General features: G+C 65.0%; 13 protein-coding genes. 10 read left to right on the top strand and 3 right to left on the bottom strand.

What is annotated here, in order from left to right; all coding sequences use genetic code 11:
* Window positions 1-31 precede the first annotated feature (31 nt).
* Window positions 32-1,144: a PQQ-dependent sugar dehydrogenase gene (locus DYI37_RS10675; RefSeq protein ID WP_199520138.1), complete on the bottom strand. Its 1,113-nt coding sequence runs from the start codon at window positions 1,142-1,144 to the stop codon at window positions 32-34.
* Window positions 1,145-1,248: 104 nt separating this feature from the next.
* Between DYI37_RS10675 and DYI37_RS10680 the strand changes: the two genes are divergently transcribed.
* Window positions 1,249-1,710: a hypothetical protein gene (locus DYI37_RS10680; RefSeq protein WP_116683217.1), complete on the top strand. Its 462-nt coding sequence runs from the start codon at window positions 1,249-1,251 to the stop codon at window positions 1,708-1,710.
* A gap of 25 nt (window positions 1,711-1,735) precedes the next feature.
* On the opposite strand, the gene DYI37_RS10685 is transcribed toward DYI37_RS10680, so the two are convergent.
* Window positions 1,736-2,632 carry a response regulator transcription factor gene (locus DYI37_RS10685; protein ID WP_116683218.1) on the bottom strand — a complete coding sequence of 299 codons (897 nt, stop codon included), beginning with the start codon at window positions 2,630-2,632 and terminating at the stop codon, window positions 1,736-1,738.
* The gene (locus DYI37_RS10690; protein ID WP_116683219.1) at window positions 2,616-6,005 is read right to left on the bottom strand and encodes an ATP-binding protein; all 3,390 of its coding nucleotides are present in this window, start codon (window positions 6,003-6,005) and stop codon (window positions 2,616-2,618) included. The genes DYI37_RS10685 and DYI37_RS10690 overlap by 17 nt, the downstream gene beginning before the upstream one ends.
* A gap of 352 nt (window positions 6,006-6,357) precedes the next feature.
* Between DYI37_RS10690 and urtA the strand changes: the two genes are divergently transcribed.
* From urtA to DYI37_RS10735, 9 genes are all read left to right on the top strand, one after another.
* Complete coding sequence (gene urtA / locus DYI37_RS10695) at window positions 6,358-7,623, top strand: urea ABC transporter substrate-binding protein (protein ID WP_116683220.1); 1,266 nt, start codon at window positions 6,358-6,360, stop codon at window positions 7,621-7,623.
* 113 nt (window positions 7,624-7,736) lie between these two features.
* Window positions 7,737-8,663, top strand: a complete 927-nt coding sequence (gene urtB, locus DYI37_RS10700; protein ID WP_116683221.1) for an urea ABC transporter permease subunit UrtB — start codon at window positions 7,737-7,739, stop codon at window positions 8,661-8,663.
* 14 nt (window positions 8,664-8,677) lie between these two features.
* On the top strand, window positions 8,678-9,856 hold the full coding sequence (gene urtC, locus DYI37_RS10705; RefSeq protein ID WP_116683222.1) for an urea ABC transporter permease subunit UrtC: 1,179 nt from the start codon (window positions 8,678-8,680) through the stop codon (window positions 9,854-9,856).
* Window positions 9,857-9,867: 11 nt separating this feature from the next.
* A complete protein-coding gene (urtD, locus tag DYI37_RS10710) occupies window positions 9,868-10,635 on the top strand; it encodes an urea ABC transporter ATP-binding protein UrtD (RefSeq protein WP_116683223.1) in 768 nt (255 codons plus the stop codon).
* 13 nt (window positions 10,636-10,648) lie between these two features.
* A complete protein-coding gene (gene urtE / locus DYI37_RS10715) occupies window positions 10,649-11,338 on the top strand; it encodes an urea ABC transporter ATP-binding subunit UrtE (protein ID WP_116683224.1) in 690 nt (229 codons plus the stop codon).
* Between the two features lie 50 nt (window positions 11,339-11,388).
* Window positions 11,389-12,621, top strand: coding sequence for a formamidase (fmdA, locus tag DYI37_RS10720; protein WP_116683225.1), 1,233 nt, complete (start codon window positions 11,389-11,391; stop codon window positions 12,619-12,621).
* Between the two features lie 11 nt (window positions 12,622-12,632).
* Window positions 12,633-12,971, top strand: a complete 339-nt coding sequence (locus tag DYI37_RS10725; protein ID WP_116683226.1) for an FmdB family zinc ribbon protein — start codon at window positions 12,633-12,635, stop codon at window positions 12,969-12,971.
* A gap of 101 nt (window positions 12,972-13,072) precedes the next feature.
* Window positions 13,073-14,119, top strand: a complete 1,047-nt coding sequence (locus tag DYI37_RS10730) for an aliphatic amidase (protein ID WP_116683227.1) — start codon at window positions 13,073-13,075, stop codon at window positions 14,117-14,119.
* Window positions 14,120-14,355: 236 nt separating this feature from the next.
* Entirely contained in the window at window positions 14,356-15,087 is a 732-nt protein-coding gene (locus DYI37_RS10735) for a RibD family protein (RefSeq protein WP_116683228.1), read from the top strand.
* Window positions 15,088-15,118 lie beyond the last annotated feature (31 nt).

Consider the following 15,118-nt stretch of genomic DNA (forward strand, 5'->3'; position numbering starts at 1 on the left):
GGCGTTCGCCGCTCGCCGGTCCTCTCGCCGCTCAGTTCGGAAGGAGGCGCAGGAGGCGTCCGTTCTCGCCATCGGTGAGCACCTGGATCGAGCCGTCTGGCGCCGAGCGCACGTCTCGGATGCGCTCACCGAGTTCGGCGAGGAGGAGGTGCTGGGCGGTCACCCGTCCATCCTCCCGCTCGATGAGGCGAACCGCCCGCTCTACGAGGGCGGGAACGAGCAGCGCGCCGCGCCACTCGGGAAACGAGGCCCCGTCATAGACCGCAAGGCCCGAGGGCGCGATCGACGGCGTCCACTCGATGATCGGCTCCTGAAAGCCGGGCAGCGTCTCGAAGGGCGTGACGCGGGCGAAGGTGTAGTCGAGCCCGCCCGAGACGATCGGCCAGCCGTAGTTCTCGCCGGCCACGATCCGGTTCAACTCGTCCCCGCCGCGCGGACCGTGTTCGGTCGCAAGCAGCACGCCGCCTTCCCGATCGAACGCGATGCCCTGCATGTTGCGATGGCCGAAAGACCAGATCTCGGGCGCGGCACCCGGTTCGCCGACAAAGGGATTGTCCGCCGGCACCGATCCGTCCCGGGCAAGGCGCACCACGGTCCCGAGGGTATTGGAAGGGTCCTGCGCGTCCTCGCGCCGGTCGAAGCCGTCGCCGATCGAGACGACCAGCGTCTCGTCCGGAAGGAAGGCGATCCGGCTTCCGTGATTGGAATTGCCGGCCTTGGCCGTGGCGGTGAAGAGGATCTTCAGATCCGACAATTCGCCGCCGGCAAGGACGGCGCTCACCAGGCGAACGCTGTTGGCGTCCTCGTCGCCGGTGAGAAAGGTGAGGAAGATGCGGCCGGTCTCGGCAAAATCCGGATCCACCGCGACATCCATCAGCCCGCCCTGCCCCGCCGAATAGATCGGGGGCAGGCCGGCGACCGGCTCTGCGACAAGCGTTCCGTCCGCCTCCACGATGCGCAGACGCCCGATCGCCTCGGTGACGAGGCGCCGGCCATCGGGCAGGAAGGCGAGCGACCAGGGCCGGTCGAGGCCCTCGACCTCGGTCACGACCCTGTAGCTCGACGGGTCCACCCGGGACGGCTCGGCCGAGGCGGACGTCACGAGGCTCCACGACACGGCGAATGCGAGGACGAGCGCCCTCATCAGATTTGCGTGCGCGTCACGACACATTTCGAAACCCGGCTCCATATCTGCCTCGTCGCGCCTGGTGCGACGGTTCGGGCAATCAGTTAAGACGGCATGGACGAATGACGATTGGAAACGCCGCCTCCCACGCGATCGTGTTCGCGCTCGCGGTTCTTGCGAGCGCCATTGTGGCCAGCATCGTCCAGACCCAGTTCAATCTGGCGGAACTCGTGCGCCTCGGCGCGCCGATCACGCCCGGCATCCGCCTGGAGACGACATTGGCCGATATTCTCCATTTCGGCCCGGTGATGGCGGCGATCGTCGCCGCGGCGTTTCTGCCGGCCTTTCTCGTCGCCTTTCTCGTCTCGCGCATGAGCCCGGTGCCCCGAATCCCGCTCTACGCCCTTGCCGGAGTGGCGGGTCTCTTCGCGGCGTTCATGTTGATGGATCTCTTTACGCCGATGCCGACCCTCGTTGCCGCCGCGCGCGGGCCGGTCGGGCTTCTGGCACTGACCCTCACCGGATCGATCGGCGGCGCGCTCTTTGCGATCCTGAGCGGAAGGCGCTCGTCGCAAGGCGCCTGAACCCGGCGTCCTCGGCTTCAAGTCTTCAGGTCTCAGCGAGAAGGACGCGCACCGCGGTGGTCGCCGCGGCGGTGCGGTTTTCCACGCCGAGCTTCATGAAGATCTGCTCCAGATGCTTGTTGGCCGTGCGATGGCTCATGTCGAGAATGTCGCCGATCTCCTTGTTCGACTTGCCGTGGGCGATCCACAACAGGACCTCGGCTTCCCTCAAGGAGAGGCCGAAGGCCGATGCGAGCCGCTCCTCGTCGGTGCCTGCCGTTCGGTCGATCAACCTGACGAGGATATGATCCTCGGTCCGCTCCAAGACCCTGAATTCGACGGGAATTCCGGCGGCGTCGTAGAGATGGGGAAGTTCGGTGCGAAGGCTCAGCCATTCGACCACCGAGATCGGCATCCGCTCGCCCTGGCGGCTGGCGATGCCCGCCGCCTCCAGAAGGTCGGCCGCCTGGCGGGTCGACCAGTTGAGGACGCCGCTCGAGCCGATCGAGACGATCCGCCGCCCGGTCGTCTCGAGCGCGATGCGGGCCGATCGCTGGCGCCGCATCTGGCTAAGATGGACGTTCATGCGGGCGAAGAGCTCGTCGAGATTGATCGGCTTGGCGATGAAGTCCGCGCCGCCCGCCGCAAAGGCCCGAACGACGTGTTCGGTTTCGTTGAACCCGGTCATGAAGATCACGGGGACCTCGCTGGTGCGCGGATCGGCCTTCAGGCGGGCGCAGGTCTCGAAGCCGTCGATGCCCGGCATCATGGCGTCGAGGAGGATGAGGTCGGGAACGGTCTCGTCGATCGAGCGGATCGCCTCGAAGCCGGAGAGCGCGGTGGTCGCCGACTGGCCCGTCAGGGAAATGGCGTCGACCAGCATCCTCGCCGTATCCAGCGCATCGTCGACGACGAGGATCGAGGTTTCAGTCCGAACGTTCATGGTCCTCTTCCATCTGGCGGGACGACAGGATGTCGATGATCGTCTGGCGACGGCCCCGTTCGGCAAGATCGCGCATCGCGGCGCAGAAGTCGCTGGTATTCGGCAGGTCGTGCTGGATCTGGCGCAAGGCGCCGGCAAGGGAGCGCAGAAGGTCGGCGCGGGCGAGCGTGCGCAGTTCGGACAGGCGCTCCGGCGGCGGCCAGTCCCAGTCCGCGGCCCGGCGGAACCAGGTGTCCTGAAGGCTCTCCTCCTCCCATTCCAGATTGAGATGGCTGCCGATGCGCTCGATGAGATCGGTGAGGAGGAAGGGCTTCGTCAGATAGTCGTCGTAGAGCGTTCGATAGTCGGGCCGGTTGCGCTCGGCGCCGGCCTCGGCCGAGATCATGACGATCGGAATGTCGGTCGGGCCAGAGCGGATGCGCCGCGCCACGTCCCAGCCGCTGAAATCGGGCATGGAGACGTCGAGAAGGGCGATGTCGATCGAGGCGATGGCCGCCGCCGAGACCGCAGACCGGCCATTGATCGCCTCGATCACCTCGAAGCCGATCGGCTCCAGGAACTCGCGCACGAGGCGGCGATGGGAGGCGTTGTCGTCGGCCACGAGAACGCATCGGCGATTGCCCCGATAGCCGCGCGGAACGGGCTTGGACACCTGCACCTCCTCGCCCTCGTGAACCGAGGAGAGAAGCACCCTGAGGGTAAAGACCGTCCCCTCGCCCTCGACGCTTCTGACGGTGAGATCGCCGCCCATGATGTCGACGAGGAGGCGCGTGATCGAAAGCCCGAGCCCGGTTCCGGCCGGGCGCGTCTCGTCGCTTTCGGACCCGGCCCGCTCGAAGGGCTCGAAGACCCGTTCGAGATCGGCCTCGGCGATGCCGATCCCGGTGTCCTCGACGACGAAGGTCGCGATGCCGCTGCGATAGGTCAGCCTGAAGGCGACGCGGCCGTCCCGCGTGAACTTCACCGCATTGGAGAGAAGGTTGATGAGGATCTGGCGAAGGCGCTTGCCGTCGGTCCAGACGAAATCGGGCAGATGGGGCGGGCTTTCGAAGCGGAATTGCAGGCCCTTGCTTCGCGCCTGAAGGGCGAACATGTCGACGATCTGGTCGAGAAGGGGCTTCAGGGCGACCTTGTGGCGGAAGATCTCGAGCTTGCCGGCCTCGATCCGCGAGATGTCGAGAAGGCCCTCGATCATCATGGAGAGATGATCGCCGCTGCGCCGGATGGTGGAAGCGGCCGTGAAGACCGGCGTTCCGGGCTCGGCGCGCCGCTCGAGGATCTGGGCATAGCCGAGGATGGAATTCAGCGGCGAGCGCAGTTCGTGGCTGAGGCCCACCACATACCGGCTCTTGGCGAGATTGGCCTTCTCGGCCACCTCCCGGGCCTGCTTGAGGGCGAGATCGGTCTCGCGATGGGCCGCGATCTCGTCCATCAGGAGCCGCGTGTGCCGCCGCACTTCCTCCTCGGCGCGCCGGTGGCTGTCCTGGCTGAGGACGAAGAGCCAGACGACGATGCCTGAGGCGATGACGACGATGACGAAGAGCTTCGTCAGGAGCGAGGATGCCGCCTGGTCGGACAGGCCGCCGTTCAGCTGCCCGTCGATCGAGACGAACAGGAAGACGGTGGCCAGAACGATCCCGACCACGGCCATCATCGCGAAGAAGCGCACCAGCGTCGACTGGAACACGCGCTCGATCAAGGGGCGCGAGCCCCCGAGGCCATGCAGCCCCGATCGCAGCTGGTCGGCGAGATGGGAGCCCGGCTTGCAGGCATCCCCGCACCGCGCGTCGAGGGTGCAGCAGAGCGAGCAGATCGGGCCGGCATAGACCGGACAATGGGCCATGTCCTCGCCGTCGAAGGGATAGTCGCAGATGCAGCAGGTCTTCTGGCCCGTGCCGGTCACCGCCGCATCGGGTTCGCGGGCGATGTAGAACCGGCCCCCGGTCACCCATGCGAGAAGCGGCGAGACGACCAGCGGGACGAGGACGGCGACATAGGAATAGAGGGCCGCCGCGCCCGTCCCGAAGAAGCCGGCATAGGCTGAGACCGAGGCGAGGATTCCGGCCGTCATCGCGCCGAAACCGACGGGATTGATGTCGTAGAGATGGGCGCGCCGGAACTCGATTCGGTCCGGAGCCAGACCCAGCGGGCGGTTGATCAAGAGATCGGCGACAAGGGCCGAGACCCAGGCGACGGCGAGGATCGCATAGAGGCCGAGAATGCTCTCGAAGACCCGGTACATGCCGAATTCCATGAGGAACAGGCTGATCATCACGTTGAAGACCAGCCAGACGACGCGGCCGGGATGGTTGTAGGTGAGCCGGCTGAAGAAGTTCGACCAGGCGATCGATCCCGCATAGGCGTTCGTCACGTTGATCTTCAGCTGGCAGACGACGATGAAGATGCAGGTGAGCGCCAGCGCCAGATCGGGGCTCGGGATCATGTCGGCATAGACGGTGAGATACATCTTCACCGGGTCGGCCGCGCTGTAGAAGTCGACACCCTCGCGGAACGCGTAATAGGCGAGATAGGAGCCGGCGAAAAACTTCACGGCGCCGAAGAACACCCAGCCCGGCCCGGCCCCGACGAGGGCCAGCCACCAGCGCTTTCGGCCGATCGTCGAGGCGGCCGGCATGAAGCGCAGGAAATCGACCTGTTCGCCGATCTGCGCCATCAGGGCGAAGAGAACGGCCGAGGCCGCGCCGAAGGCTGCGAGACCCAGGGTTCCGTCCGGCGCGCCGAAAAGGCCCGTATAGTCCGTCCAGGCCGTGATCGAGGATCGCTCGTGAAAGGCGAGATAGACGAAGGGCAGGAGCTGGAGGACGATCCAGATCGGCTGCGTCCAGGCATGGAAGCGGCTGATGAAGGTGACCCCGTAGAGGACGAGCGGGATCACCACGAGGGAGGCCGCGATATAGCCGAGGGTGAGCGGCAGGCCGAGCGCGAGTTCGAGGGCGGCGGCGATGATCGCCGCCTCGATCGCGAAGAAGATGAAGGTGAAGGTCGCGTAGATCAGCGAGGTGATCGTCGAGCCGAGATAGCCGAACCCCGCGCCCCGCGACAAAAGATCGATGTCGACGCCGGCTCGTGCCGCGTAGAAGCAGATCGGCAGGCCCGCGAGGAAGATTAGCGTGCAGACGGTGACGATGGCGAGCGCGGCATTGGGAAAGCCGTAGGCGAGCGTGATCGTGCCGCCGATCGCCTCGAGGGCCAGGAAGGACACCGCCCCGATCGCCGTATTGGCGATGCGCCCGGCCGAGAAGCGGCGCACGCCGAAGGCCGTGAAGCGCAGCGCATAGTCTTCCATCGTCTCGTCGGCGGCCCACCTCGAATAGGTGCGCTTGACGCGTGGAACGCGCAGGGGCTGCGTCATGGTCTCCCTTCTCGTCTCCAGGCCTCTGCGTGCCGCGCCCCGAATCGGCCCTTCCCGAACGGCATGGCCTGGAACGATTTGCGGACTGCGCTCGTTCTACTCTCGCTTCGGATTGTCCGACAGCCCATTCCGCAGGCAGGACGGCGCAAACTCGGGCGCCCTCATACCCTGACTTGCAAAAGACTCCATGCCGGTCGCGCCGACGTCCTGCGCGCGAACGCTATGGGTCATTTGTCCCGCTCACCATACGTCATTCGCCCCATTGCTGCGGTGCGGCGAATTTTGCCTCATTCCCTCACCGGCAGCCACGCCGGACCGCACCCGATCCACTCCTTGGGCATGAGGGTCCCCCATGACGCAATCGCGCTCCGCGAACACATTTCTGGCGTTGACGCGCCGCAGGCTACTCTCCGGACTGGCCGCCGTGCCGATCCTCCTGGCGCTCGGACAGGCCGTGCCGGCTCAGGATTTTCCGACCAGCGAGGTCAAGGGCAACGATCTTGCCGTGACCGACGACACCGTGACGGTCGGCATCCTCCATTCCATCACCGGCACCATGGCCCTGTCGGAGGCCGGCTCCGTCCAGGCCGAAAAGCTCGCCATCGAGCAGATCAACGCCCAGGGCGGCATTCTCGGACGCCAGATCGAGGTCATCCAGGAAGACGGCGCGTCCGACTGGCCGACCTTCGCGGAGAAGGCCAAGAAGCTGCTCGTGCAGGACAAGGTCGCGGCCGTCTTCGGCTGCTGGACCTCGGCCTCCCGAAAGGCCGTTCTGCCGGTCTTCGAACAGTATAACGGCCTCCTCTACTATCCGACCTTCTACGAGGGCCTGGAGCAGTCGAAGAACGTCTTCTATACGGGCCAGGAGGCGACGCAGCAGATCCTCGCCGGCATCGACTGGGTGTCGAAGGAAAAGGACGCCAAGACCTTCTACCTTCTCGGCTCCGACTATATCTGGCCGCGCACCTCCAACAAGATCGCCCGCAAGCACATCGAAAAGCTCGGCGGCGAAGTGGTGGGCGAGGACTATTATCCGCTCGGCCATACCCAGTTCAACTCGGTCATCAACAAGATCAAGCTGAGGAAGCCCGACGTCATCTATGCGAGCGTCGTCGGCGGCTCCAACGTCGCCTTCTACAAGCAGCTGAAGGCGGCCGGCATCGACATGACCGAGGAGAAGCCGCTCCTCCTCACCATCTCCGTCACCGAGGACGAGATCCGCGGCATCGGCGGCGAGAACATCGAGGGCGCCTATGCCTCGATGAAGTATTTCCAGAGCCTCACGAACCAGAACAACGAACAGTTCGTGAAGGCGTTCAAGGAACGCTGGGGCGACGACATCGTCATCGGCGACGTGACCCAGGCCGCCTATCTCGGCCCCTGGCTGTGGAAGGCCGCCGTCGAGAAGGCGGGAACCTTCGACATCGACGAGGTGGTCTCCGTCTCGGCCGGCATCGAGATGAACGAGGCGCCGGAGGGCTATGTCCGGATCCACGAGAACCACCACCTGTGGTCGAAGACGCGGATCGCCCAGGCCCAGCCCGATGGCCAGTACAAGGTCGTCTTCGAGACGGACGAGCTGATGGAGCCCGATCCGTTCCCGGAAGGCTATCAATAAGCCGTCCTCCCCGAGCCCCGACCCGAGCGCCACACATGGGTCGGGGCTCACCTGTTCGATCCCCCATTCCCTTCAATCGAGATTGACCGGCGAGAAGGCCGGGCGAGGCTGCCATGATCGGCGATTACACCTATTCGGAATTCGGCTCGATCCTTGCCATGCAGGGCTTCGCCGGACTGATCCTCTTCTCCGTCTTCGTCCTGATGGCGCTTGGTCTTGCGATCATCTTCGGCCAGATGGGCGTCATCAACATGGCCCATGGCGAGTTCATGATCCTCGGGGCCTACGTCACCTATCTGTGCTCGACCTTCGTGTCGGCGACCATTCCCGCCTTCTTCCCCTACTACTTCTTCGTGGCGATGATCCTCGCCTTCTGCGCGGCCTTCGCCCTCGGGGTCCTCGTCGAATGGGCGATGATCCGGCACCTCTACAAGCGGCCGCTCGATACGCTGCTCGCCACCTGGGGCCTGTCGCTCGTTCTCCAGCAGACCTATCGCACGGTGTTCGGCGCCCGCGAGGTCGGCGTCTCCCTGCCCGACTGGCTGATCGGATCGCTGCCGGTCACCGACGTGGTGGAGGTGCCGATCAACGGCCTCTTCGTGATGGCCCTCACCTTCGTCATCACCGCCGTCGTCTATCTGCTCATGTACCGGTCCAACTGGGGCAAGCGCGTGCGCGCCGTCGTCCAGAACCGCACCATGGCGGGCGCGGTCGGCATCAACACCCGCATGACCGACCGCATGACCTTCGGCCTCGGCTGCGGCATCGCCGGCATCGCCGGATCGGCCTTCACGATGATCGGCTCGACCGGCCCGACCTCCGGCCAGCAATACATCGTCGACACCTTCCTCGTGGTGGTCTTCGGCGGCGCGGCCAGCCTTCTGGGCACCATCGCAAGCGCCTTCACCATCTCCCAGGCCCAGTCGACCATGGAATTCTTCATGAGCGGCTCGATGGCCAAGGTCCTCACGCTGCTTGCGGTGGTCGGCATCCTGATGCTGCGCCCGCAAGGTCTCTTCACCCTGAAAATCCGCCGCTGAGGAAAGCCAAGGTCATGGGTTCGTCGTCTCACGCCTCCACCGGAACGCTCGACAAGTCTCGTTTCGCAAATCCCTTCTTCACCCGCGAGGGCTGGCTCTACTTCGCCATCCTCGCCGTCCTCATCCTCGTCGTCTTCCCGCTGACGCTCGACGCCTTCCGGCTCAACAATGTCGGCAAGTATCTGACCTACGCCTTCGTCGCCCTCGGCCTCGTCCTGTGCTGGGGCCATAGCGGGATCCTCAGCCTCGGCCAGGGCATCTTCTTCGGCCTCGGCGGATACTGCATGGCGATGTTCCTGAAGCTCGAGGCCTCCTCGCCCGAGAACACCGCGATCCAGTCGACGCCCGGCATTCCGGACTTCATGGACTGGAACCAGATCACCGAGCTTCCCTGGTTCTGGGCGCCCTTCCACTCCTTCGGCTTCACGCTGATCGCCATCGTCGCGGTGCCCATGATCCTCGCCTTCGTCATCGGCTTCGCGATGTTCACGAGACGGGTCGGCGGCGTCTACTTCGCCATCATCACCCAGGCGATCGCCGCGATCCTCACCATCCTCATCATCGGCCAGCAGGGCTATACCGGCGGCGTCAACGGCATCACCGATCTCAGGACCCTTCTCGGCTGGAACATCCGCACGAGCGAGGCCCAGTTCATCCTCTACTTCGTCTGCGCCGGCCTGCTGCTCGCCTCCCTCCTCCTGTGCCGGGCGGTCCACGTCTCCAAGCTCGGCCGGCTGGTGATCGCGATCCGCGACAAGGAGGACCGGGTGCGCTTCTCGGGCTACGACGTCGCGGCCTTCAAGATCTTCGTCTTCTGCTTCGCCGCCGGCATCGCGGCCATCGGCGGCGCGCTCTTCACCCTCCAGGTCGGGTTCATGTCGCCCACCTTCGTCGGCATCGTGCCCTCGATCGAGATGGTCATCTTCGCGGCCGTCGGCGGGCGCCTCTCCTTCTTCGGCGCGATCTACGGAACGCTCCTCGTCAACTACGCCAAGTCGACCTTCTCGGAGACTTTCCCCGAACTCTGGCTGTTCGCCATGGGCGGCCTGTTCATCGCCGTCGTGATGGCCTTCCCGGACGGTCTCGCCGGTCTCTACCACCGCCATGTCCGCCCGCATCTCGCGAAGATCCCGGGCCTCTTCGACCGCCAGTCCGGTCGCGGCCGCGACGTCGTCGCCCAGCCGGCCGAATAGGAGATCCTTCGATGAACGCGCTCCCCGCCACCGAACACGCACCCAAGGAGTTCGTCCTCGAAGTCGAGGCGCTCACGGTCTCCTTCGACGGGTTCAAGGCCGTCGACGACCTCTCCTTCTACGTCGACGAGAACGAGATCCGGGTCATCATCGGCCCGAACGGCGCCGGCAAGACGACGGTCCTCGACCTGATCTGCGGACGCACCAAGGCGAGCCACGGCTCGATCCGGTTCCGCGACCGGGAACTGACGCGGATGAAGGAACACGAGATCGTCCATGCGGGCGTCGGCCGCAAGTTCCAGAACCCGACGATCTACGAGGAGCTGACGGTGTTCGAGAATCTCGAACTCTCGATCCCGCGCGGTCGCACCGTGTTCGGCGCCCTCGGCTTCCGCCGCGACCAGGCCGTTCTCGACCGCATCGAGGAGATCGCCGAATTCGTGTTCCTGAAGGATCACCTGAAGACGCCCTCCGCGATCCTCAGCCACGGGCAGAAGCAGTGGCTGGAGATCGGCATGCTGCTGATCCAGGACCCCTCGCTGATGATGCTCGACGAGCCGGTGGCCGGCATGAGCGTCGGCGAGCGGGTCAAGACGGCCGAACTCCTCAACAACATCATCAAGGACCGCTCGGTCATCGTCATCGAGCACGACATGAAGTTCGTCGAGGACATCGCCCACCGGGTGACCGTGCTGCACCAGGGCAAGGTCCTGTCGGAGGGCTCGATGGAGCACGTCAAGAACGACCCGAAGGTCGTCGAAGTCTATCTCGGACATTGAGGGAAGAGCGGTCATGATGTCAGTTCAGAACCTTCGCGTCTCCTATGGCGAGAGCGAGATCATCCCGGACATGAACCTCGAGGTCGCGCCCGGCGAGATCGTCGCGATCATGGGCCGCAACGGCATGGGCAAGACGACGCTGATGAAGTCGCTCATCGGCATCCATCCCGCCAGTCGCGGCAGCATCAGCGTCGCCGGCACCGATGTGAGCCGGCTCGAGACCTATCAGCGGGTCGAGAAGGGCCTCGCCTACGTGCCCCAGGGCCGGGCGATCTTCTCCACCATGACGGTGCGCGAGAACATCGAGACCGGGCTCACCGTCACCGGCCGCACCAAGGTGCCCGGCGACATCTACGAGCTCTTCCCAGTGCTCCTCGACATGAAGGGACGGCGGGGCGGAAACCTTTCGGGCGGCCAGCAGCAGCAGCTCGCCATCGCCCGCGCCCTCGCATCGAACCCGAAGGTGCTTCTCCTCGACGAGCCGACCGAAGGCATCCAGCCCTCGATCATCAAGGAGATGGCGCGCACGCTCCGACGCATCCGCGACGAGCGCGGCCTGTCGATCGTCGTCTCCGAACAGGTCCTCTCCTTCGCCCTCGACATGGCCGACCGGATCCTCGTCATCGAGAAGGGTGAGGTCGTCCACGAAAGCCCGCGCGACGGCATCGACGAGGCGAAGGTCTCGCGATTCCTCTCGATCTGATCTCCGCGCCGAACCATCCATCCCCAGCAGCAAAAAAGAGGAAACCGCCCATGACCGACACCCTGATCAAGGTGGATCTGTCCCAGTCGCCCCACGAAAACGAGATGGTGCACAATCGCTGGCACCCGGACATCCCCATGGCCTGCTGGGTCAATCCGGGCGACGACTTCAAGGTCGAGACCCATGACTGGACCGGCGGCCAGATCAAGAACGACGATTCGGCGGAGGACGTGCGGGACGTCGAACTCGAACAGGTTCATTATCTCTCCGGCCCGATCGGCGTGAAGGGTGCCGAGCCCGGCGATCTGCTGGTCGTCGACATTCTCGACATCGGGGCGTTCGAGGACAGCCTGTGGGGCTTCAACGGCTTCTTTTCTCTCAAGAACGGCGGCGGCTTCCTCGATCAGCACTTCCCCTCCGCGCAGAAGTCGATCTGGGACTTCGAAGGCATGTTCACCAAGTCCCGCCACGTGCCGGGCGTGCGCTATGCCGGCCTCATCCATCCGGGCCTCATCGGCTGCCTGCCGGACCGCAAGATGCTCGACACCTGGAACACCCGCGAAAAGGCGCTGTTCGACACCGATCCGACACGCGTTCCGACGCTGGCCGCCCTCCCCAACACCCAGTCGGCCCATATGGGCAAGTTGAAGGGCGAGGAGAAGACGAAGGCCGCCGCCGAGGGCGCGCGAACCGTGCCGCCGCGCGAACATGGAGGCAATTGCGACATCAAGGATCTGTCACGCGGCTCGAAGGTCTATTTCCCGGTCTATGTGGACGGCGCCGGCCTTTCCATGGGTGATCTCCACTTCAGCCAGGGCGACGGCGAGATCACCTTCTGCGGTGCCATCGAGATGGCCGGATGGCTGCACATCAAGGTCTCGCTGATCAAGGGCGGCATGCAGAAATACGGGATCAAGAACCCGATCTTCCGCCCCTCCCCGATTGCGCCGAAATATGACGACTATCTGATCTTCGAAGGCATCTCGGTCGACGAGGGCGGCAAGCAGCACTTCCTCGACGTGCATGTGGCCTATCGCCAGGCCTGCCTCAACGCCATCGAATACCTCAAGAAGTTCGGCTATTCCGGCGCCCAGGCCTATTCGATCCTCGGCACGGCGCCGGTCCAGGGCCATATTTCCGGCGTCGTCGACGTGCCGAATGCGTGCGCGACGCTCTGGCTGCCGACCGACATCTTCGAGTTCGACATCATGCCCGGCAGCGATGGACCGACGAAGTTCCTCGACGGCTCGGTCGATATGCCGATCGCTCCCGATCTTCGCTGAAGGCCGAGGCGATGCCCTTCTACGACTACAGATGCGAGAATTGCGGACCGTTCACAACGGTCCGCTCCATGGCGGTGGCAGCCGAACCCTGCGGCTGCCCCGAATGCGGCTCCTCGTCGTCGCGGGTCTTCCTCTCCATGCCGGCGATCGCCGGCATGGATGCGGGCCTGCGCAAGGCGAACGCCACCAACGAGGCCGCCCGGCACGAGCCCAAGCGATCTAGCCAGCTCGGCCATGGGCCGGGATGCTCGTGCTGCGGCTCGCCCAGGAAGGCGAACCGCAAGACCCTGCAGCGTCCGGACGGCTCCAAGAGCTTCCCGTCCGCGCGGCCCTGGCAGATCAGTCACTGATACGGGCGCCCGCGTGAAGTCGCGCGCCCTCCAACTGAAAGCGGGACCACGGTGATGCGTGTTCGCCCGCCCTCCCCAACCGTTCTCGAAAGGATCGACCCATGAGACATGGCGATATTTCCAGCAGCAAGGACGCGGTCGGCGTCGCGGTCGTCAACTACAAGATGCCCCGCCTCCACACCAAGGCGGAGGTGCTGAAGAACGCCCAGAACATCGCCGACATGATCGTCGGCATGAAGCAGGGCCTGCCGGGCATGGATCTCGTGATCTTCCCGGAATATTCGACCCACGGCATCATGTACGACGCCAAGGAGATGATGGAGACGGCGAGCACGGTTCCGGGCGCCGAGACCGAGATCTTCGCCGCAGCCTGCCGCAAGGCCAATACCTGGGGCGTCTTCTCCCTCACCGGCGAGCGCCATGAGGACCATCCGCGCAAGAACCCGTACAACACCCTGATCCTCATGAACAATCGGGGCGAGATCGTCCAGAAGTATCGCAAGATCATCCCCTGGTGCCCGATCGAGGGCTGGTATCCGGGCGACCAGACCTTCGTCTCGGAGGGACCGAAGGGCCTGAAGATCAGCCTCATCATCTGCGACGACGGAAACTATCCGGAGATCTGGCGCGACTGCGCGATGAAGGGCGCCGAGCTCATCGTGCGCTGCCAGGGCTATATGTATCCGGCCAAGGACCAGCAGATCATGATGGCCAAGTCCATGGCCTGGGCGAACAATTCCTATGTGGCCGTCGCCAACGCCTCGGGCTTCGACGGGGTCTACAGCTATTTCGGCCATTCGGCGATCATCGGCTTCGACGGCCGCACGCTCGGCGAATGCGGCGAGGAGGACATGGGCATCCAGTACGCCCAGCTTTCGGTCCCGCTGATCCGCGATGCGCGGGCCAACGACCAGAGCCAGAACCACCTCTTCAAGCTTCTTCACCGGGGCTATACCGGCGTCCACCAGTCGGGCGACGGCGACAGGGGCCTCGCCGAATGCCCGTTCGAATTCTATCGGACCTGGGTGAACGATGCCGAGAAGGCGCGCGAGGGCGTCGAAGCCATCACCCGCACGACCATCGGGACGCCGGAATGCCCGGTTGCCGACCTTCCCGACGGGCGGATCGAACGCGAAGCGGCCGAATAGGCCGGATAAGACCGCCTGAAGACGGTTCGAGACCCGGCCGGCCCGCTCCCAGCGGGCCGGTCGCTTCCGTCAGGGCGTCCCGCATTCCCTCGGTCTATCGCCTCGCCATCGCGAAAGAACGCAGAGAGCGCCTCGCTAGAAACTGCGTTCATCCGCCGCCGACTGATCGGCGGAGCGACGCGCCTTAGGTTGACGTCTTCAGTCGAGGACATCCGACCCAGGAGACGAACGGACCCATGCGCCCCAAGATCACATGCCACATGTCGACATCGCTCGACGGCCGCCTCCATCCGAGCCGCTGGAGCGCTGCGAAGGACGGCTCGATGAAGGAACTCGCCGACAGGCTTTACGAGACCATCGGCAGCCGTTTCGACGCCGATGGCTGGATCGTCGGTCGCCGGACGATGGCGGAGATCGCGGACGAGGGCGAGAGGCCCGACCTTCTCGACGAGCCGAAGGACCGCGAGCCCCATATCGTCGAACGGAACGGGGGCCAGCTCGCGATCGCGATCGACCCGTCGGGACGGCTCCTCTTCGAAAGCGGCGAGTTGGGCGGCGAGCAGGTCGTCGTCGTCCTGTCGACGCGCGTTCCGGACGCGGTTCTGAAATCTCACCGCGAGAAGTCCGTCGCCTATGTCTTCGCGGGCCCCGACGGCCATGATCTGAAAACGGCTCTCGAGACGATCGGCGAACGGTTCGCCGTCTCCCATCTGCTTCTGGAAGGGGGCGGCACGATCAACGGCGCCTTTCTCGCATCGGGCCTCATCGACCATGTCAGCACGCTGATCGCCCCCGCCATCGACGGCCTCAAGGGCGTCGATGCGATCTACGATCATGCGGGAGAGGCAAACGAGCGTCCGGCGCAGACCCTCTGCCTCACCCTTTCCTCCTGCGAAACGCTGGAGGGCGGCGTCGTCTGGCTGCGGCACGACGTGTCCCCGGCACCTGAGACCGGTTCGCGCGGTTGACTGTAAGAAACCCGGGGCCGATCCTTCGGCC

The organism is Fulvimarina endophytica, from assembly GCF_003403015.1.
GTDB classification, from domain to species: domain Bacteria; phylum Pseudomonadota; class Alphaproteobacteria; order Rhizobiales; family Rhizobiaceae; genus Fulvimarina; species Fulvimarina endophytica.